Annotated in this window: 16 protein-coding genes; 7 read left to right on the top strand and 9 right to left on the bottom strand. The window is 70.4% G+C overall.

Annotated elements, in window-relative coordinates:
- Positions 1-2 precede the first annotated feature (2 nt).
- From GA0070604_RS27230 to GA0070604_RS27220, 3 genes are read right to left on the bottom strand one after another with little or no spacing between them, the layout of a single operon-like run.
- The gene (locus GA0070604_RS27230) at positions 3-701 is read right to left on the bottom strand and encodes a SanA/YdcF family protein (protein ID WP_091124762.1); all 699 of its coding nucleotides are present in this window, start codon (positions 699-701) and stop codon (positions 3-5) included.
- A 31-nt stretch (positions 702-732) separates the two neighbouring features.
- The gene (locus tag GA0070604_RS27225) at positions 733-1,095 is read right to left on the bottom strand and encodes a PH domain-containing protein (RefSeq protein WP_091124759.1); all 363 of its coding nucleotides are present in this window, start codon (positions 1,093-1,095) and stop codon (positions 733-735) included.
- A gap of 32 nt (positions 1,096-1,127) precedes the next feature.
- Positions 1,128-1,442 (bottom strand): 4a-hydroxytetrahydrobiopterin dehydratase, encoded by a 315-nt coding sequence (locus GA0070604_RS27220; RefSeq protein WP_091124756.1) that lies wholly within the window; start codon positions 1,440-1,442, stop codon positions 1,128-1,130.
- Between the two features lie 178 nt (positions 1,443-1,620).
- Here GA0070604_RS27220 and GA0070604_RS27215 point away from each other — a divergent pair, with 178 nt between their 5' ends.
- Positions 1,621-2,061: a (deoxy)nucleoside triphosphate pyrophosphohydrolase gene (locus tag GA0070604_RS27215; protein ID WP_167363583.1), complete on the top strand. Its 441-nt coding sequence runs from the start codon at positions 1,621-1,623 to the stop codon at positions 2,059-2,061.
- A 107-nt stretch (positions 2,062-2,168) separates the two neighbouring features.
- Here GA0070604_RS27215 and GA0070604_RS27210 read toward each other — a convergent pair whose 3' ends face one another.
- The 5 genes from GA0070604_RS27210 to GA0070604_RS27190 all read right to left on the bottom strand — a co-directional run bounded on the left by GA0070604_RS27210 (position 2,169) and on the right by GA0070604_RS27190 (position 9,081).
- Positions 2,169-3,236: a succinate dehydrogenase/fumarate reductase iron-sulfur subunit gene (locus GA0070604_RS27210; RefSeq protein ID WP_091124753.1), complete on the bottom strand. Its 1,068-nt coding sequence runs from the start codon at positions 3,234-3,236 to the stop codon at positions 2,169-2,171.
- Positions 3,236-5,149 carry a fumarate reductase/succinate dehydrogenase flavoprotein subunit gene (locus tag GA0070604_RS27205; protein ID WP_091124751.1) on the bottom strand — a complete coding sequence of 638 codons (1,914 nt, stop codon included), beginning with the start codon at positions 5,147-5,149 and terminating at the stop codon, positions 3,236-3,238. Before GA0070604_RS27205 ends, GA0070604_RS27210 begins: the two co-directional genes overlap by 1 nt.
- 10 nt (positions 5,150-5,159) lie before the next feature.
- Positions 5,160-5,966, bottom strand: coding sequence for a hypothetical protein (locus tag GA0070604_RS27200; RefSeq protein ID WP_091127448.1), 807 nt, complete (start codon positions 5,964-5,966; stop codon positions 5,160-5,162).
- A 260-nt stretch (positions 5,967-6,226) separates the two neighbouring features.
- The gene (locus GA0070604_RS27195) at positions 6,227-7,654 is read right to left on the bottom strand and encodes a TldD/PmbA family protein (protein ID WP_091124748.1); all 1,428 of its coding nucleotides are present in this window, start codon (positions 7,652-7,654) and stop codon (positions 6,227-6,229) included.
- On the bottom strand, positions 7,651-9,081 hold the full coding sequence (locus tag GA0070604_RS27190) for a TldD/PmbA family protein (RefSeq protein WP_091124743.1): 1,431 nt from the start codon (positions 9,079-9,081) through the stop codon (positions 7,651-7,653). Before GA0070604_RS27190 ends, GA0070604_RS27195 begins: the two co-directional genes overlap by 4 nt.
- 226 nt (positions 9,082-9,307) lie before the next feature.
- On the opposite strand from GA0070604_RS27190, the gene GA0070604_RS27185 reads away from it, so the two are divergent.
- From GA0070604_RS27185 to GA0070604_RS27165, 5 genes are all read left to right on the top strand, one after another.
- Entirely contained in the window at positions 9,308-10,411 is a 1,104-nt protein-coding gene (locus GA0070604_RS27185) for an ABC transporter ATP-binding protein (RefSeq protein WP_091124740.1), read from the top strand.
- Positions 10,412-10,467: 56 nt separating this feature from the next.
- Positions 10,468-11,466 (top strand): ABC transporter ATP-binding protein, encoded by a 999-nt coding sequence (locus GA0070604_RS27180; protein WP_091124737.1) that lies wholly within the window; start codon positions 10,468-10,470, stop codon positions 11,464-11,466.
- Positions 11,463-12,479: an ABC transporter permease gene (locus tag GA0070604_RS27175; RefSeq protein ID WP_091124733.1), complete on the top strand. Its 1,017-nt coding sequence runs from the start codon at positions 11,463-11,465 to the stop codon at positions 12,477-12,479. The genes GA0070604_RS27180 and GA0070604_RS27175 overlap by 4 nt, the downstream gene beginning before the upstream one ends.
- 9 nt (positions 12,480-12,488) lie before the next feature.
- Positions 12,489-13,475, top strand: coding sequence for an ABC transporter permease (locus tag GA0070604_RS27170; RefSeq protein ID WP_091124730.1), 987 nt, complete (start codon positions 12,489-12,491; stop codon positions 13,473-13,475).
- Positions 13,476-13,575: 100 nt separating this feature from the next.
- Entirely contained in the window at positions 13,576-15,318 is a 1,743-nt protein-coding gene (locus GA0070604_RS27165) for an ABC transporter substrate-binding protein (protein WP_091124727.1), read from the top strand.
- A gap of 85 nt (positions 15,319-15,403) precedes the next feature.
- On the opposite strand, the gene GA0070604_RS27160 is transcribed toward GA0070604_RS27165, so the two are convergent.
- A complete protein-coding gene (locus tag GA0070604_RS27160; protein WP_091124723.1) occupies positions 15,404-17,548 on the bottom strand; it encodes a S9 family peptidase in 2,145 nt (714 codons plus the stop codon).
- An 87-nt stretch (positions 17,549-17,635) separates the two neighbouring features.
- On the opposite strand from GA0070604_RS27160, the gene mshB reads away from it, so the two are divergent.
- Complete coding sequence (gene mshB / locus GA0070604_RS27155; protein ID WP_208602176.1) at positions 17,636-18,559, top strand: N-acetyl-1-D-myo-inositol-2-amino-2-deoxy-alpha-D-glucopyranoside deacetylase; 924 nt, start codon at positions 17,636-17,638, stop codon at positions 18,557-18,559.
- Positions 18,560-18,566 lie beyond the last annotated feature (7 nt).

Genomic DNA, 18,566 nt, shown 5'->3' with positions numbered 1-18,566 from the left:
CGTCAGCCGGCGCGGAGGGCGTCGTCGATGCCGGTCTCGCGCCGGCCCAGGTGGACGGGGTCACGGCCGGAGAGTACGTCCACCGCGGCCTTCACCGAGGCGCCGTACTCGCGAATGGAGCCGATCCGCCACTTGGAGTACTGCCGGACGCTGTCGTCACCCACGCCGTTGGCCTCGATGCCGAGGTGTCGACACAGCGCCACGGCGCGGGGGACGTGAAATGACTGGGTCACGACCGTCAGGCGGTCCACGCCGAAGATCCGTTTGGCCCGCGCGCACGAGTCGTACGTGTCGAAGCCGGCGTAGTCGGGCACCACCTTGTTGCTCGGCACCCCCCGGTCGAGCAGCCAGCGCCGCATCGCCTCGGGCTCGTTGTAGTCGGCGTGCATGTTGTCGCCGGACACCAGGATCGCGCGGACCTTGCCGGCGGTGAACAGCCGCTGGGCGAGTTCCAGCCGGGCGGTGAGGAACCGCGACGGGGTGCCGTCCGCCTCCACCTTGGTGCCCAGGACCAGGGCGACGGGCGCCTCCGGCACGTCGGTCTCGGTGAAGATGTGGCCCTCGGCGCCGCCGCGGAGCCACGCCACGCTGGCCACGCTGCCACCGGTGGCCAGCACCGCGCTGGCGGCGACCGCGAGCAGCGCCCAGCGGACCGGGCGAACGCCCCACCACCGTTTGACGACCCCGAGCCAGCTCCGCATGCGGACGAGTATCCCAGGCAGGTACATCGGGTCAGGAGATGTGGTGGAGGATCACGTTGTGCACGTGGTGGCTCTTCTCCGCGCCCCGGAACTCGACCTCGTAGGTCTGCGAGCCGACGTTGATCGCGATCGCCCCGGTGGAGAAGAACGAACCGCCCCACGACTTGTTGCTGACCACGCTGACGCTGGTGATCTTCGAGTACGGGATGCTGGTGATGGCGTACCGCTTGCCGACGAAGGAGCGGTCCTGGATGATCACGCGACGGTCGGTCAGACCGATGAATCCGGTGCCCGTCCCGACGGCGTCGTAGACGGCGATGATCTGCTCACCGGCCAGGAGCCCGCTCTGGATCTGCTGGAACTGTTCCTTGCGGTCGTACGTTGGGGTGGTCATGACGACGACGGTAGGCGGGACGCGCCAGCCGTTCAGGGCTGGGTGACGGCGCGGACCGCGTCCTCGATGCGGGCGGCCAGCAGGACCTCACCCTCGGTGAGCGGCTCGCTGTCGCCGTGGCCCACCCGGATCTGCGTACGGTCGGCGCGACGGCTGATCTCGGGACGCAGGCGCAGCGCGTCGGCGACCACCTTCACCCGCTCGGTCAACGCGGCGTGCTGGGTGTCGTCCAGGACGAGTGTGCGGCGGATCTCCTCACCGTCGCGGGTCCACCCGGACAGCAGGGTGAGGGCGTCGCTGAGGTAGTCGTGCTTGGCCCGGCCGCTGAACAGCACGCGCTTCACCACACCTCCCAGGCGTCGTTGTCGGCTTGTGGCCAAATCGTCGCCGTCCCGTGTCCTAGTCGACGGTCTCTAGTCTGTCGCCGCACAGATGGTGTGTCCACGCCCACATTTCCGGGTTCTGCTGTCCTGACGGCGCGCTCAGGTACCCAAACCGCCGATTGATCTGGCACCCTGGACGCCCGTGCGGACCGAACGGGTAAGCGGCAGCGGACAGGACGACCGGCGTGAGCCGAAGGTGGTCGTCGGCGCGGCCATCATCGTGGACGGCAGGGTGCTGGCCTGCGCCCGTTCCGCGCCGCCCGAGGTGGCGGGCCGCTGGGAGTTCCCGGGCGGCAAGGTGGAGCCGGGGGAGACCGACACCGTCGCGCTGGTCCGTGAGTGCGCCGAGGAGCTCGGCGTACGCGTGGAGATCGGCGCGCGGGTCGGCCGCGACGTACGAATGGCTCATGGCCGTTCCGTCCTCCGGGTGTACGCGGCCCGGCTCCTCCACGGTGACCAGCCGAAGGCCCTGGAGCACTCCGAGTTGCGCTGGCTCTCCGCCGCCGAGCTGGACAGCGTGCCCTGGCTGCCCGCCGACGCGCCGATCGTCGCCGCCCTGCGTCCGCTGCTCGCCGGGTCCTGACTGCGGCCCCGCGCCGGCCCCCTGACCAGGGATAACGGACGCGGGAGCGGAAACGGGACGGGGGCCGCCGGCATGTGCCGCGGCCCCCGTCGTCGTCCGTTCCGTGCTCAGTGCTTCGGCTCGTCCTGCTGCGGGTGAGCGAAGTTGAGGTGCTCCGGCGGCAGCGGGAACGTGACGTCGTCCCCGAACGGCGACGGCGCCGCTGCCCGGTCGAAGGTCAGCTCGGTCAGCGGCAGCTTGCCGTTGGCGTCGACGGCGGGTGCCGTCGGGTGCGGCACCTCGCGGTGCCAGTTGACGCCCTGCTGCGCCTGCGACTCGGACCGCGCGTCGTGCGAGCCGCCGGCGTGCGAGTGCACCGGCCGCTCGCCGCTGGCGGTCGCGGTGCCGCTGTGATGCCCGCTGGTCACGCTGGTCTGAGGCACCTGACCCCTCCGGAAGATCTTGCTACCAAGCCACACAAGGGGATCGTACCTGCGGTCGACGACCCGCTCCTTCATGGGGATGATCCCGTTGTCGGTGATCTTGATGTGCTCCGGGCAGACCTCGGTGCAGCACTTGGTGATGTTGCAGAAGCCGAGGCCCATCTCGGCCTGCGCGTACTCCTTGCGGTCGGCCTTCGCGTCGAGCGGGTGCATGTCCAGCTCGGCCGCCCGGATGAAGTACCGGGGACCGGAGAACGCCGGCTTGTTCTCCTCGTGGTCGCGGATCACGTGGCAGACGTTCTGGCACAGGAAGCACTCGATGCACTTGCGGAACTCCTGCGAGCGCTCGACGTCCACCTGCTGCATCCGGTAGTCGCCGGGGGCCACGCCGGGCGGCGGCGCGAACGCTGGGGTCTCCCGGGCCTTCTCGTAGTTGAACGAGACGTCGGTGACCAGGTCCCGGATGACCGGGAACGTCCGCAGCGGGGTGACCGTGACGGTCTCGCCCTCCTCGAACGTCGACATCCGGGTCATGCAGCTCAGTCGCGGCTTGCCGTTGATCTCCATCGAGCAGGAGCCGCACTTGCCCGCCTTGCAGTTCCACCGGCAGGCCAGGTCCGGCGCCTCCGTGTTCTGCAACCGGTGGATGACGTCGAGGACGACCTCGCCCTCGTTGACCTCGACCGTGTAGTCCTGCAGGTCGCCGCCGGTCTCGTCGCCCCGCCAGATGCGGAACTGCCTCTTGGTCCCCATTACTTGCTCGCCTCCTCAGCGAGGGCGTCGAACTCGGCGAGTTCCTCGTCGGTCAGGTACTTGGCCAGCTCCGCCCGGTCGAAGAGGGAGATCAGCTCCGGACGCATCTTCGGCAGCGGCTTGTGCTCCAGCCGGACCGTTTCACCGTCGAGCGAGCAGACCAGGTTCACCCGCCGCCACGTCGGGTCCATCTTCGGGAAGTCCTCCCGGGTGTGCCCGCCGCGCGACTCCTGCCGCTCCAGCGCGGCCTTCGCCGTGCACTCCGAGACCACCAGCATGTTGCGCAGGTCCAGCGCCAGGTGCCAGCCCGGGTTGTAGCGCCGGCCGCCGGCCGCGCTCACCTTGGCCACCCGCTCCCGCAGCTCGGCCAGCCTGCCGAGCGCGTCGGCCAGCTCACCCTCCCGGCGGATGATTCCTACTAAATCTCCCATCACCGCCTGGAGGTCCTGCTGGAGGACGTACGGGCTCTCGCCGGTGTCCCGCTGCAACGGCGCGAGGGCCGTCTCCACCGCGGCCTCCACCGCCGCCACCGCCACCGTCGGGCGCGAGGTGAGCTGCTCGGCGTACGTGGCGGCGTGTCCACCCGCCCGCTTGCCGAAGACCAGCAGGTCGGAGAGCGAGTTGCCGCCGAGCCGGTTGGAGCCGTGCATCCCGCCGGAGACCTCCCCGGCGGCGAAGAGCCCACGTACGCTGCCCGCCGCCGCGCCGGAGTCCGGGTCCACCTCGACGCCGCCCATCACGTAGTGGCAGGTCGGGCCGACCTCCATCGGCTCCTTGGTGATGTCGACGTCGGCCAGCTCCTTGAACTGGTGGTACATCGACGGCAGGCGGCGGCGGATCTCCTCGGCCGGCAGCCGCGAGGCGATGTCCAGGTAGACGCCGCCGGCCGGCGTACCCCGACCGGCCTTGACCTCGCTGTTGATCGCGCGGGCGACCTCGTCGCGGGGGAGCAGCTCGGGCGGACGCCGGTTGTTGTCCGGGTCGGTGTACCAGCGGTCCGCCTCGGCCTCGTTGTCCGCGTACTGCTTGCGGAACACGTCCGGTACGTAGTCGAACATGAACCGCTTGCCCTCGGAGTTCTTCAGCACCCCGCCGTCGCCGCGGACCGACTCGGTGACCAGGATGCCCTTCACCGAGGGCGGCCAGACCATGCCGGTCGGGTGGAACTGGAGGAACTCCATGTTGATCAGCGTCGCCCCGGCGCGCAGCGCCAGCGCGTGACCGTCTCCGGTGTACTCCCACGAGTTCGAGGTGACCTTGTAGGAGCGACCCACGCCGCCGGTGGCCAGCACCACGGCCGGCGCCTCGAAGAGGATGAACTCCCCGGACTCCCGGTAGTAACCGAACGCGCCGGCGATGCGGTCGCCGTCGAGCAGCAGCTCGGTGATGGTGGTCTCGGCGAAGACCTTGATCCGCGCCTCGTAGTTGCCGAACTCCTGCTTGTCCTCCTGCTGGAGGGAGACGATCTTCTGCTGAAGGGTGCGGATCAGCTCCAGCCCGGTCCGGTCGCCGACGTGCGCCAGCCGCGGGTACTCGTGGCCGCCGAAGTTGCGCTGGGAGATCTTCCCGTCCTTCGTACGGTCGAACAGCGCCCCGTACGTCTCCAGCTCCCAGATCCGCTGCGGCGACTCCTTCGCGTGCAGCTCGGCCATCCGGAAGTTGTTGAGGAACTTGCCGCCGCGCATGGTGTCGCGGAAGTGCACCTGCCAGTTGTCCCGGGAGTTCACGTTCCCCATCGCGGCGGCGGCGCCGCCCTCGGCCATCACGGTGTGCGCCTTGCCGAAGAGCGACTTCGAGATGATCGCGGTCTTCTTGCCGGCCAGCCGAGCCTCGATCGCCGCGCGCAGGCCGGCGCCGCCGGCTCCGATCACGACGACGTCGTAGTGGTGTCGTTCGATTCGCGTCTCAGTCATGTGAGGGCCTTCAGTTGATGAACCGCAGGTCGTTGAACCAGCCGGCCGCGACCGCCATGACATAGAAGTCAGTGAGGGCCAGGGTGCCGAGGGTGATCCAGGCGAGCTGCATGTGCCGGACGTTGAGCCAGGAGATGAAGGTCCAGGCCTTGTAGCGCACCGGGTGCTTCGAGAAGTGCTTGAGCCGGCCGCCCATGATGTGCCGGCAGGAGTGGCAGGAGATGGTGTACGCCCAGAGCATCACCACGTTCCCGATCAGGATCAGGTTGCCGAGCCCGAAACCGAAGCCCTTGGGGGAGTGGAAGGCGTAGACCGCGTCGTACGTGTTGATGATCGAGATGATCGCGGCGGCGTAGAAGAAGTAGCGGTGCAGGTTCTGCCCGAGCAGCGGGAACCGGGTCTCCCCGCCGTACGACTTGTGCCCGTCCGGGACCGCGCAGGCCGGCGGCGAGAGCCAGAACGACCGGTAGTAGGCCTTGCGGTAGTAGTAGCAGGTCAGCCGGAACAGCAGCAGGAACGGCAGGGTGAACGCCGCGTCCGGGATGATCCACCAGCTCGGCAGATAGGTGCCCACGTGCGCGGAGCCCTCGACGCACCGGTCGGTCACGCACGGGGAGTAGAACGGCGTGAGGTAGTGGAAATCCTCGACCCAGTAATACCTGTGCATGAAGACCCGGACCGTCGCGTAGATGACCCAGGCGCTGAGGCCGACGACGGTGATCAGTGGCGCGAACCACCAGCGGTCGGTCCGCAACGTCTTCGCCGCGATCGCGGCGCGTGCGCGCGCCCCACGCGGCCTCGTTGCCGTTGATGTCATTCCAGTCGTCTCCCTGACGGCGCCCTCGCGGGGGCGGCGGATCACCTTCCGTACCGGCCAGTGGACCGGCGAGACCGCGTCCACTGCCACGTCTTGCGCACACCAACGACCACGCCGACGAAACGGCGCAGCTAAATGACACACGTTACGCCGATCTTCGCGGCGTGGCCGCGCAACGCAGTGTCCCGTGTGTCCAGCAGGTTGGAAAGACCCGGAGCAAGATCAATATTTTGAAGGGTGCCGGGTGGCGGCAGGTTCGGTCAGCCGGACGCGCCGCCGGTGAAGTTCCACGACGCCAGCCGCAGCGGCGGCGCCTCCCACCAGACGCCGTCGGTCCGGTCCGGCTGGCGGCCCGTCAGCCGGCCCACGCCGAGCACCCGGCCCGGCCCCAGCGCGCGGGGGTACGACTCGGTGAAGCGGAAGTCGCGGACCGCCCGGGTGAGCACCCCGTCCTCGACCAGCCACACCCCGTTCCGGGTCAGCCCGGTGACGACCAGGCGCATCGGATCGAGCACCCGGGTGTACCAGAAGTCGCTGACCAGCAGCCCGCGCCGCACTCCGGCGACCAGCGCGGCGGTGTCCGGGTCGGCCACCGCCCCGGCCCCCGGGCCGCCCGCCGCCTCGTCGCCGGCCGGCCCGTCGACCGGTGCCGGGCTGTCGCCGCCCAGGGCGCGGGCGGCGGCCGGGAGCAGGCGGAGGTTGTGCGGGATCGGGCCGAAGGTGGCCGCGCCGGGCATCCCGTGACCGGTGGACGCGGCCGCCGCCTCGGCGCCGCTGCGCCGGTCGTGCACCACCGCCGTCGTGGTGCCGCCGTCAACCAGGGTCAGGGCGCGTCGAGGCGTGCCCTCCATGTCGTACGGCAGGGCCGAGGCGTGCAGCGGATCGTCGACCATGGTCACCGACGGGTCGAACTGGACGGCGCCGAGTTCGACGAAGGACTGCCGTTCGGCGTACCGCTTGCCGTTGAAGCCGAACCAGGAGAGATTCTGGAGCAGGTCGGCGACGGCGGACGGTTCGAGCACCACGTCGTACCGCCCCGGGGGCAGCTCGACCGGATCGGCCGCGGCCCGCGCCTTCGCCGCCGCCCGCGCGCCGAGCACCGTGCCGTCCAGCTCACCGAGGCGGTCGGCGCAGCGCCGGGCCACCCCGTCGGACCGGCCGGTACGCGCGATGCCGTCCATCGCCACCTCCGCCGTACGCCCCACCGCCGAATGGCCGGCCGAGTTGGCGAACGCACCCGACCGGTACGCCGTCCGGCAGTAGCCGGCCGTCTCCAGCCCACCGGCGGCGTCCACGAAGGCGCGTACCCGGGCGGCCCGCTCGTCCGGGGTCGCGTACGCGGTGTCCTCGTCGAAGACCGCGCCCGGTGGGACGGGTGCCGGCGCGGTCAGCCCCGGCCAGGCCGGATCGGGCGGGGCGAGCTGGGCCGCCGCCAGGGCCCGCTCGACCAGGGCGGTCAGCCCGTCGGGATCGAGCAGGCTGCCGCTGCCAGCGGCCGTCCGCCCGCCGGTGTGCAGCCGTAGCCGCACGGCTGTGCCCGACTCGGCGACGTTCTGGTGGATGAACGAGTTGGCGAACCGGGTCAGCGCCAGGTCGGCGCGGGCCACCGTGACCTCGGCCTGTGCGTCCGGCCCGGCGAGCCGGCGGACCAGCTCGACGACCTGACCGGCGACATCCAGCTCGCTCATGCCCGCACCCCCACCCGGACGTTGCGGAAGCGGGCCGGGGCGGCCGGGTGGCCGGTGTGCCCGACCTGGCCCGGTTGGCCCTTGCCGCAGTTCGGCGTGCCCCACGGCACGATTTCCGAGGAGAGCATGTCCATCGAGCGCCAGAAGACCGGCCCGATGCCGGTGTAGGTGGGGTTGCGCAGCATCCGCCCCCGCCGGCCCTTCTTCACCTCCCAGCCGACCTCGCAGCCGAACTGGAAGTTGAGTCGCTTGTCGTCGATCGACCAGGAGCGGTTGATGTCCATCAGCACCCCGTCGTCGGTGGCCGCGATGATCTCGTCGAGGGTGTGCGGGCCCGGTTCCAGGCCCACGTTGGTCATCCGCACCATCGGCAGCCGGGCCCAGCCGTCCGCGCGTACGCTGCCGCCGTAGCCGAGGCCGGCGACGGCGGCCGAGTCCCGGCCGGCGAGCACCCCCACCCAGCGTCCCGCGCGGACCGCGTCCCGCTTGACCGCCGGGGAGCCCTCGTCGTCGAAGCCGAAGCTGCCGAGCGCGCCCGGGATGGTCGGGTCGATGGTGACGTTCATCAGCTCGGAGCCGTAGTGCAACGTGCCGAGCTGTTTCAGGTCCAGCCAGGACGTCCCGGCGAAGGCGGCCTCCCAGCCGAGGATCCGGTCCAGCTCGATGGCGTGCCCGACCGACTCGTGGATCTGCAGGGCGAGCTGCTCGCCGCCGAGGATCAGGTCGGTCTCGCCGGACGGGCACTCCGGCGCGGTGAGCAACTCCCGGGACTCCTCGGCGATCCGGGCGGCGTGTGCGGCCAGGTCGAGCGAGGTGACCAGCTCCCAGCCGGTCGTCCCGTACTGCCCGCGATAGCTCGGGTAGGACCGGCGCTGGGTCTCGCCCTCGCCGATCGAAGTGGCCGAAATGCCGCCACCGCACTCACGGATGTGCTGGTCGATGCGATGCCCCTCGCTGGAGACGAACCACTTGGCGGTGTCCCAGATCTGGTAGAGCCCCTCGGCCAGGTCGGCGCCGTGCGCGCGCATCGTCTCGGTGGCACGGACCAGCAGGTCGCCCTTGTCGGAGAGGGGGACGCCGAGCGGGTCCACCTCGCACCCGGAGGCCCAGCTCGCGACGGTCGCCGCGACCGGGACCAGGTCGATCGGCGGGCCGGGGACCCGCGCGCTCGCGGCGGCGATCTCCGCGGCGCGCCGGCCGGCGTCGCGGGCGTCCGACAGCTCGGGTACGGCGTGAAAGCCCCAGCTCGACCCGACCAGCGCCCGGACGCCCAGCCCGATGCTCTCGTCCTGGGTCAGCTCCTCGATGTCGCCGTTGCGGGCCGACATCGACTCGTAGCGGCGGTGCATCACCCGGACGTCCGCGTACCGGGCTCCCGTGTCGAGGGCGGCCTGGACGGCATCGGCCGCCGCGTCGAACTCGCTCATGCGCCGACCCTAGGCGAGGTGGAGGCCCCAGTCGAAGAGTTCGACGCGCTGGAACGGCCCGCCGGCGATCACGGCACGCCTTGGTGGACCTGAGTCTCCTGCTGGGGCTGGTCAAGCCCGAAACCCACTCGTTACGCTCAGCCCACTGACATCCCACGTTTTGTAGATTATTTTCGCCTCCAGAACTTTGCTGTAAGTTCTCTTCGTCACTGAGGGGGAGGCGGTCGTGGGCAGGTCGGAGTCGGCGCCGTCCGGGGAACCGGACCGCCCCGTGGTCCCGGAGCAGCGCTCCGGTGAGGGTCCCTATCTGCGGGTCAAGGATCTGCGGGTGCGGTTCGACACCGAGGACGGTGTGGTCCGGGCGGTGGACGGGGTGTCGTTCTCGGTGGAGCGGGGCCGCACGCTGGGGATCGTGGGTGAGTCGGGCTCGGGGAAGAGCGTCACGTCGTTGGCGGTGCTGGGTCTGCACAACGCGAAGCGGGCCAGGATCACCGGGGAGATCTCGGTGGGTGGGCGTCAGTTGGTCGGGTTGCCGGAGGAGGAGGTGCGGCGGCTGCGGGGCCGGGACATGGCGATGATCTTCCAGGATCCGCTGTCGGCGTTGCATCCGTACTACACGGTTGGTCGGCAGATCGCTGAGGCGTATCGGGTGCATCATCCGAGGGCGGGTCGGCGGGAGGCCCGGCAGCGGGCGGTGGACATGTTGGGTCGGGTGGGGATTCCGCAGCCGGGGAAGCGGTTCGATCAGTATCCGCATGAGTTCTCGGGTGGGATGCGGCAGCGGGCGATGATCGCGATGGCTCTGGTGAATGATCCGGATCTGGTGATCGCGGATGAGCCGACCACCGCTCTTGATGTCACTGTGCAGGCGCAGATTCTGGATCTGTTGGCGGATCTGCAGGCGGAGTTCCGGTCGGCGATCATTTTGATCACGCATGACCTGGGTGTTGTCAGTCAGGTGGCTGATGACGTGTTGGTGATGTATGGGGGTCGGGCGGTCGAGTACGGCAGTGTGGAGCAGGTGTTGCGTCGGCCGCAGCATCCGTACACGTGGGGTTTGTTGTCGAGTGTGCCGTCGTTGCATGGTGATGCGGACGCGGATCTGGTGCCGATCAGGGGCAATCCGCCGTCGTTGATCAATCTGCCGTCGGGGTGTGCGTTCCACCCGCGCTGCCGCTACGCCGGCCGCAACGGCGACCGCTCCCGCACCGTGGTGCCGGAGCTGCGCCCGGCCGGGGAGGCGGGCCACCTGGTCGCCTGCCACCTGCCCGCCGAGGAACGCACCCGGCTCTACCAGCAGGACATCGCCCAGGTGGGAGTCGCTCGGTGAGCGCGAGGAACGTAGCGCGGCGGAGCACCGCGGTCGCGAGCGAAGGTGGGCCCCCGATGACCGAACCACTGCTGAAGGTGCGCGGGTTGACCAAGCACTTCCCGGTGCGGGAGGGCTTCCGGGCCAGGGGCGCCGTACGGGCGGTCGACGGCCTGGATTTCGAGGTGCGTCCGGGTGAGACGTTGGGCCTGGTCGGGGAGTCCGGGTGTGGCAAGACCACGACCGGGCGGATGCTGGTGCGGCTGCTGGAACCGACCGCCGGGTCGATCGAGTTCGCCGGCCGGGACATCACCCACGCCCGCCGTGGCGAGCTACGGTCGCTGCGGCAGGACCTGCAGATCATCTTCCAGGACCCGTACGCGTCGCTGAACCCCCGCCACACCGTCGGCCGGATCGTGGCCATGCCGTTGCAGGTCAACGGCGTCAACCCGCCCGGCGGGATCAAGAAACGCGTGCAGGAGCTCCTTGAACTGGTCGGGTTGAACCCGGAGCACTACAACCGTTACCCGCATGAGTTCTCCGGCGGGCAACGCCAACGTATCGGCATCGCCCGCGCCCTCGCGCTGCGCCCGAAACTCATCGTCGCCGACGAGCCCGTCTCCGCCCTGGACGTGTCCATCCAGGCCCAGGTCATCAACCTGCTGCGCGATCTGCAACGCGACCTCGACCTGGCGTTCGTGTTCATCGCCCACGACCTGGCCGTGGTCCGGCACTTCTGCCACCGGGTCGCCGTCATGTACCTCGGCAAGATCGTCGAGGTCGGCGACCGCGACGACATCTACGAACGGCCCCAGCACCCGTACACCCGGGCACTGCTGTCCGCGGTGCCCGACGTGGCGCAGACCGACACCTCCGGGCGGATCCGGCTGGTCGGTGACGTCCCGACCCCGCTCAACCCGCCGTCGGGCTGCCGGTTCCGTACCCGGTGCTGGAAGGCGCAGGAACGCTGCGCCAACGAGGAGCCGGCACTGGTGCGGCGGGACGGCGGGGCGCAGACGGTCGCCTGCCACTTCCCGGAGGCCGGCGGTCATGACAGTGATGGGGAGACGCTATGAGCCTGTCACCGGTTGACGACACGGCGCTGGGCGAGGCGGGGCCCCGGACGCCCGGCGACGCGGCGCCCGAGGCGACGGCGAAGGAGTTCGTCGGTCGCTCGCCAGGGCAGCTCGCCTGGGCCCGGCTGCGGCGCGACCGTACCGCGATCATCAGTGGCGTGACGGTGGCGCTCTTCCTCGTCATCGCGCTCGCCGCACCCCTCATCGAGCGGCTGTACGGGGTCGGGCCGTACCAGCAGTTCCAGGACCAGCTCGACGGGACGGGCATGCCGCTCGGTTACGCGGGCGGGGTCTCCGGCGAGCACTGGTTCGGCCTGGAGCCGCAACTGGGCCGGGACATCTTCATCCGGCTGATCTACGGGATCCGTACCTCGCTGCTCATCGCCTTCGCCGCCGCGATCATCACCGCGGGCACCGGCATCGTGCTCGGCGTCGTCGCCGGTTTCCTGGGCGGCTGGGTGGACGCGGTGATCGGGTGGGTCATCGACTTCACGCTGGCCCTGCCGTACCTGATCTTCGCGCTGGCGGTGGTGCCGACCGTGGCGCTGCGCTTCTACGGCCCGCGGGACAATCCGCCGGACTGGTTCAAGATGGTGGTGATCATCGGTATCTTCGCGGCCTTCGGCTGGACGGCGACCGCCCGGTTGGTACGCGGCCAGGTGATCTCGCTGCGCGAGCGGGAGTTCGTCGAGGCGGCCCGGGCCAGCGGTGCGGGGCTGCTGCACATGGCGTTCCGGCAGCTGCTGCCGAACATCTGGGCTCCGATCCTGGTCTCCTTCTCGCTGGCGCTGCCGGCGTACATCACCAGCGAGGCCGCGCTCTCCTTCCTCGGCGTGGGCATGGTCGACCCGACCCCCGACTTCGGTGCCATGATCTTCAAGAGCATCGACTTCATGCAGACCGATCCCGCGTACCTCTTCTTCCCCGGCGTTGCGATCTTCGTCCTCGTCTTCGCCTTCAACCTGTTCGGTGACGCGCTGCGTGACGCGCTCGACCCGAAGTCGTCTCGCTAGAGGTGTGACATGGTGCGATTTCTGATCAAGCGCATCCTCACCGCGGTGCTGACCCTCACCGCGGTCAGCATCGTCGCGTTCCTGATGTTCTTCGCACTCCCCGCCGACCCGGTCACCGGGATGTGCCCGAAGAACTGCAACACCGAGCGGCTGGAGCGGGTCCGCGACGAGCTGGGTCTGAACGACCCCAAGCCCGAGCAGTACCTCAACTACATGAAGGGCATCTTCGTCGGCCGGGACCTGGGCAGCGCGCAGGGCGGGCAGTGCGACGCGCCGTGCCTGGGCTACTCGTACGTCAACAGCGAGGCGGTCAGCGACACGTTCGCCCGCGTGCTGCCGGTGACCCTGAGCATCGTCATCCCGGCAGCGATCATCTGGCTCGTCCTCGGCGTCGGCCTCGGCATGGTCTCCGCGTTACGCAAGGGCACCGTGCTGGACCGGCTGGCGGTCGGCTTCTCCCTCACCGGGGCCTCGCTACAGCTCTACTTCGTGGGCGCGGTGCTGCAACTCGTCTTCGTCTACACCCTGCACATCCTGCCGACGCCGGGTTACACCTCGATACTCGAGGATCCGCTCGAATGGGCCGGCGGTCTCGTCCTGGCCTGGTGGTCGTTGGCCTTCCTCTTCTCCGCCGTCTACACCCGGCTGTCCCGGGCCCAGATGCTGGAGACGCTGTCGGAGGACTTCGTCCGCACCGCCCGGGCGAAGGGCCTGAGCAAGGGAAAGGTGTACGGCCGGCATGCGCTGCGCGCGGCGATCACGCCGATGGTGACGATCGCCGGGCTGGACCTCGGATCGGCGTTGGGCGGCACGATCATCACCGAGACCACGTTCGGCATCCGGGGTCTGGGGCGGACGGCGGTGGATGCCGTCCGGCTCGGCGACCTGCCGACCATCATGGCCACCGTGTTGATCTCCGCGTTCTTCATCGTGCTGGCGAACATCGTGGTGGACCTGCTCTACGCGGCGATCGATCCCCGCATCCGGCTCGGGTGATCGGGGGATTGTTGCCGGCCCGTTATTCGATTGAAATTTACCTTCATGGGCTATTGAGCGAAGCTTTCCTTCAAATCGGAAGGCCGGAAGGAACGGAATCATGAGAGCCAGAGTGGTCGCTGCCGCAGGCAGCGCCTTCGCCGTGGCGTTGGCACTGGGCGCGTGCAGCAAGAACACCGGCACCAAGACGGATGTGGACACCGAGCGGAAGACCACCGGGGTCATCGCGACCGACCCCAAGGACTCGCTCGGCCCCGCCCCCGAGGTGTCGGGGGCGACGAAGGGTGGCACCCTCACCATCCTCCGTGAGACGCAGATCTCGCACCTGGACCCGCAGCGGGTCTACTCCTTCGCCGGGCTGATGGGGGCCCCGCTCTACGCTCGCTATCTGACCACGTGGAAGGACGACGGCAAGGGCAGCCTGACCCTGGTCGGCGACCTTGCCGAGACCCCGGGCAAGAACGTCAACAACGACTGCAAGGTCTGGGAATTCAAGATCAAGGACGGGCTGAAGTTCGAGGACGGCCGGCCGATCACCAGCAAGGAGATCGCGTACGGCATCGCCCGCTCGTTCAACCCCGACCTCACCGGTGGCCCGACCTACATCCAGGAGTGGCTGGCCGACAGCGCGCAGTACGACACCGTCTGGGACTTCAAGGCCAACAAGGGCTCCCTGCCCCCCGGGCTGACCACGCCGGACGACAAGACCCTGCGGTTCGAGTTCAAGACCGCCCACTGTGACCTGCCCTTCGCGGCGTCGCTGCCGGCCACCGCACCCCTGCCGCCGGACAAGGACACCGGCGTCAACGTGGACAACCAGCCGTTCTCCTCTGGCCCCTACAAGATCACGAAGCTGACGCCGGGTGTCGAGGTGGTGCTGGAGCGCAACGACCAGTGGGACCCGAAGACCGACCCGGTGCGCCACCAGTACCCGGACAAGTTCGTCTGGTCGTTCGGCACCACGCCGGACGCGCAGGCCAACCGCATGGTCGCCGACAACGGCCCGGACCAGAGCGCGGTCGCCTTCAACACGGTTCCCGCCTCGCTGATCTCGCGCGTGCTCGGTGACGCGGCGCTCAAGAGCCGTTCGCTGCTCGCGCCGACGCCGAGCGCGAACCGGCTCACCATCAACACCCAGCGGGTCACTGACCTCAAGGTGCGCCAGGCGCTCAACTACGCGATCGACCGGGAAGGCCTGATCAAGGCGCTCGGCGGTGAGGCCGTCGCGTCGCCGCTGACCACGCTGCTCCCGCCGGCCACCCTCGGCTTCGAGAAGTACGACGCCTACCCGGCCGGCCCGAACGGCAACCCCGAGAAGGCCAAGGAGCTGCTCGGCGGCAAGGAGACTCCGCTGGTGCTCGCCGTGCGGGACGACGACCTGAACCAGCGGCTCGGCACCCAGCTGAAGAACAACCTGGAGAAGGCCGGCTTCAAGATCACGGTGAAGACGACCCCCGCGGACTCCTACCTCGACGACGTCAAGAAGAAGGACAACGCGTGGGACATCTACCTCGACTCGTGGGCGGCTGACTGGCCCAGCGGTGCCGCGGTCCTGCCGGTGCTCTTCGACGGCCGCAACATCAAGCCCGCGGGCAACAGCAACACGTCGTACGTCAACAGCGACACGATCAACGCCGAGTTCGACCGGGTGCTGGCCATCGACCCGGCCGCCCAGGCGCCTGAGTGGGCCAAGCTGGACAAGAAGATCATGGAGGAGGTGGCCCCGGCGGTCCCGCTCTACGCGGACGTGTCCTTCAACCTGCACGGCTCCAAGGCCGGTGGCCTCTTCATCGAGAGCATCTTCGGCAACGTCTCCTTCGTGAACGCGTTCGTCAAGCAGTAACGGCCTGAAAGCAGGGGCCCCTTCTTAACCTCGGTGTTAAGAGGGGGCCCCTGCTCTACCGCAGGCGTTAAGAAGGGGCCCCTCCTTACAAGCTCCGGCGGAGGAAGTCGAGTTCCAGCTTGAGCAGGCGTTCGGCGGTGCCGCCGGTGGCCATGTGGGTGGCCCCGGTGAGCGGCAGTACCGCGTGCGGCCGGCCGGCGGCCAGCAGCGCCGCCGAGAGCCGCAGCGTGTGCGCGGCCAGCACGTTGTCGTCGACCAGACCGTGCACCAGCAGCATCGGCCGGGCCTGCGCCGGGTCGCCGACCGGCTCGGCGGCCAGCTCGACCAGCGAATGGTGGGCGTAGACGTCCATGCCGTCCTCCGGCAGCCCCAGGTAGCGCTCGCTGTACGCGGTGTCGTACAGGGTCCAGTCGGTGACCGGGGCGCCGACGATCGCACAGCGGAACAGCTCCGGGTGGCGCAGCACCGCCAGCCCGGCCAGCCAGCCGCCGAACGACCAGCCCCGCACCGCCACCCGCGCCAGGTCCAGGTCCGGGTGCTTGCCGGCGAGCGCGGTCAGCGCGTCCACCTGGTCGGACAGGATCACGTCGGCCACCCGGCGGTGGATGGCCTTCTCGAACGACGGGGCGACGCCCGGGGTGCCCCGGTTGTCGATGGTGACCACCGCGAAGCCCTGGTCGGCCCACCACTGCCGCTCCAGCCAGGCCGCCCGCGCGGCGACCACCTCCTGGTGCCCCGGCCCGCCGTAGACGTCCAGCAGGACCGGCAGCTTCGTGCCCTTGACGTGTTCGGAGGGATAGAGCACCGCGCTCGGCAGCCGCCGGTCGGTCACCCGCACCATGATCGGGAGCGGCGCGTACGGCGGGGTCGCGGCCAGCGAGCGCAGCTCGCCCACCTCCCGGTCGCCGTGCCACACCGACCAGCGGGTGCCCGGGTGCTCCAGCGACGCGGTGCCGACCACCAGGGTGGCGCCGCCGATCGCGCCGGTGTGCCAGCCCGGGTCGCTGCCCATCCGGCGGGCGTCCACCCCGCCGCCGATCACCGTCCGGATGCGGTAGAGGTGGCGCTGGCTCGGCTCGCCCTCGCTCGCCTCCACCAGCAGGTCCGCCGGGGCGCTGCCGCCGCCGGGGAGCCGCCCCACCACCCGGCGCACGTACAGCGAGGGCGGGGTGAGCAGGGTGCCATCGGCGAACAGGCAGCGGGCGTCGTAGCCGTCGTGGGCCAGCTCGCCGCCGACCAGCACCCGGCCGTCGGGCAGGTGCGCCGGGGTACCGGGGATCGGTTCCACCCAGCGCGGGTCGGCCAGCTCGGCGTGCACCTGCGTCTCCCCGGTGCGCGGGTCCACCGCCAGCACCAGGCCGTGCTGCTGCGACCGGCGCAGCACGGTGATCAGCGGCCCGCCGTCCGCCCAGCCGACCGAGGTCAGGTACGGGTAGGTCTCGCGGTCCCAGTGCACGTCGACCCAGCCGCCGTCGAGGTCGAGCAGGTGCAGGCTGACCTGCGCGTTCGGCCCGCCCGCCCGGGGGTACGCGATGGTCGTCGGCGGGCTCGCCGGGTCGGCCGGATCGTGCAGGTGCCAGTGCGGCAGCCGGGACTCGTCCACCCGGGCGGCCAGCACGGTGCGCCCGTCCGGGGCCCACCAGTAGCCGCGGTAGCGGCCGAACTCCTCCGCCGCGATGTGCTCGGCGAGTCCCCAGGTCACGCCGCTGTCCTCGCCGGCGAGGAGGTTGTCGGCGCCGTCCGGCTCGACCACCCGGAGCTGCCCCCGGCGGACCCCCTCGGCGGCGTCGGTGACGTAGGCCAGCCGTTCGCCGGTGGGGTCGGGGCGCGGGTCGATCACCGGGCCGACCGTGGCCACCTCGACCACGTCGCCGTGCACCAGGTCGGCCCGGAACAACCGGCCGGCCAGCGCGAACGCGGCGACCCGGCCGGCCGCGTCCAGGGCGTACGAGCCGATGCCGGAGGTGCTGAGGCGCAGCCGCTCGCGCAGCGCCCGTTCCCCCGGCGCGAGCGCGGCCGGCTCGCCGTCCGACCCGAGCAGCACCGCCGGGTCCGCGACCAGCCTCTCCTTGCCCGATGCGACGTCGAGCAGCCAGAGCGCGTCGGCCGGGTCCTCCGGCCCCGCCGAGCGCAGGAAGATCACCCGGGAGCCGTCGTCCGCGACGGAGACGGCGCGCGGCGCCCCGTGGCTGAACCGACGGGTACGGGCGGCCAGCTCGGGAAAGTCCACGCCTGTAGATCGTAGAGGCGGGTCGGGCGTGATGTGGCCGACCTGGGCGGACGCGTAAGCATCGCCGGGGCAGGACTGCCGGATAGAGTGACCGTCGTGACGACGCTGCCCGACCGACGCCTCCTGCTGGTCCACGCGCACCCCGACGACGAGTCCATCGGCACCGGCTCGACGATGGCGCACTACGCCGCCGCCGGCGCCCACGTCACCCTGGTGACCTGCACCCTGGGTGAGGAGGGCGAGATCCACGTGCCGGAGCTGGCCCAGCTCGCCGCGGCCGAGGCCGACCAGCTCGGCGGTTACCGGCTCGGCGAGCTGGCCGCCGCCTGCGCCGCGCTCGGCGTCACCGACCACCGCTTCCTCGGTGGCGCGGGCCGCTACCGGGACTCCGGCATGATGGGCCTGGCCACCAACGAGCACCCCCGGGCCTTCTGGCAGGCCGACCTCGACGAGGCCGCCGGGCAACTGCTGGAGGTCATGCGCGAGGTCCGCCCGCAGGTCCTGATCACGTACGACGCCAACGGCTTCTACGGCCACCCCGACCACATCCAGGCGCACCGGGTGGCGATGCGCGCCGTCGAGCTGGCCGCCGCCGAGGGGATCGCCCCGGCGAAGGTCTACTGGACGGCGATGCCGCGTAGCGTGCTGGAGGCCGGCCTGAACTCGTTCACCGAGGCCTCCGACAACCCGTTCGCCGGCATCGACAGCGTCGACGACCTGCCGTTCGGCACGCCCGACCCGGAGATCGCCGCGTGCATCGACGCCACCGACCAGCACGCCGCCAAGGAGGCGGCGATGCGGGCCCACGCCACCCAGATCCCGGCCACCTCCTGGCTCTACTCGATCGCCGGCAACTTCGGCGCCGAGTTCATGGGGGTGGAATACTTCACCCTCGCGGTCGGCGAGAAGGGGCCGGGCCACGGCCCGTACGGCTGGGAGGACGACCTCTTCGCCGGGCTGTCGCTGGACGGGCCGGAGCGGTCCCCGGTCGCGGTGGCCGGCCTCCGGTGACGCTGCC

It is taken from the genome of Micromonospora eburnea, assembly GCF_900090225.1.
Classification (GTDB): domain Bacteria; phylum Actinomycetota; class Actinomycetes; order Mycobacteriales; family Micromonosporaceae; genus Micromonospora; species Micromonospora eburnea.
This window is presented reverse-complemented; position numbering and strand designations above follow the sequence as displayed.

What these genes read in the sequence shown, in the direction of transcription:
- GA0070604_RS27205 (WP_091124751.1), bottom strand. Translation starts at nt 5,149, where the DNA reads ATGACTGAGACGCGAATCGAACGACACCACTACGACGTCGTCGTGATC.
- GA0070604_RS27170 (WP_091124730.1), top strand. Translation starts at nt 12,489, where the DNA reads ATGGTGCGATTTCTGATCAAGCGCATCCTCACCGCGGTGCTGACCCTC.
- GA0070604_RS27225 (WP_091124759.1), bottom strand. Translation starts at nt 1,095, where the DNA reads ATGACCACCCCAACGTACGACCGCAAGGAACAGTTCCAGCAGATCCAG.
- GA0070604_RS27195 (WP_091124748.1), bottom strand. Translation starts at nt 7,654, where the DNA reads ATGAGCGAGCTGGATGTCGCCGGTCAGGTCGTCGAGCTGGTCCGCCGG.
- GA0070604_RS27180 (WP_091124737.1), top strand. Translation starts at nt 10,468, where the DNA reads ATGACCGAACCACTGCTGAAGGTGCGCGGGTTGACCAAGCACTTCCCG.
- GA0070604_RS27200 (WP_091127448.1), bottom strand. Translation starts at nt 5,966, where the DNA reads ATGACATCAACGGCAACGAGGCCGCGTGGGGCGCGCGCACGCGCCGCG.
- GA0070604_RS27210 (WP_091124753.1), bottom strand. Translation starts at nt 3,236, where the DNA reads ATGGGGACCAAGAGGCAGTTCCGCATCTGGCGGGGCGACGAGACCGGC.
- GA0070604_RS27175 (WP_091124733.1), top strand. Translation starts at nt 11,463, where the DNA reads ATGAGCCTGTCACCGGTTGACGACACGGCGCTGGGCGAGGCGGGGCCC.
- GA0070604_RS27165 (WP_091124727.1), top strand. Translation starts at nt 13,576, where the DNA reads ATGAGAGCCAGAGTGGTCGCTGCCGCAGGCAGCGCCTTCGCCGTGGCG.
- GA0070604_RS27230 (WP_091124762.1), bottom strand. Translation starts at nt 701, where the DNA reads ATGCGGAGCTGGCTCGGGGTCGTCAAACGGTGGTGGGGCGTTCGCCCG.
- GA0070604_RS27190 (WP_091124743.1), bottom strand. Translation starts at nt 9,081, where the DNA reads ATGAGCGAGTTCGACGCGGCGGCCGATGCCGTCCAGGCCGCCCTCGAC.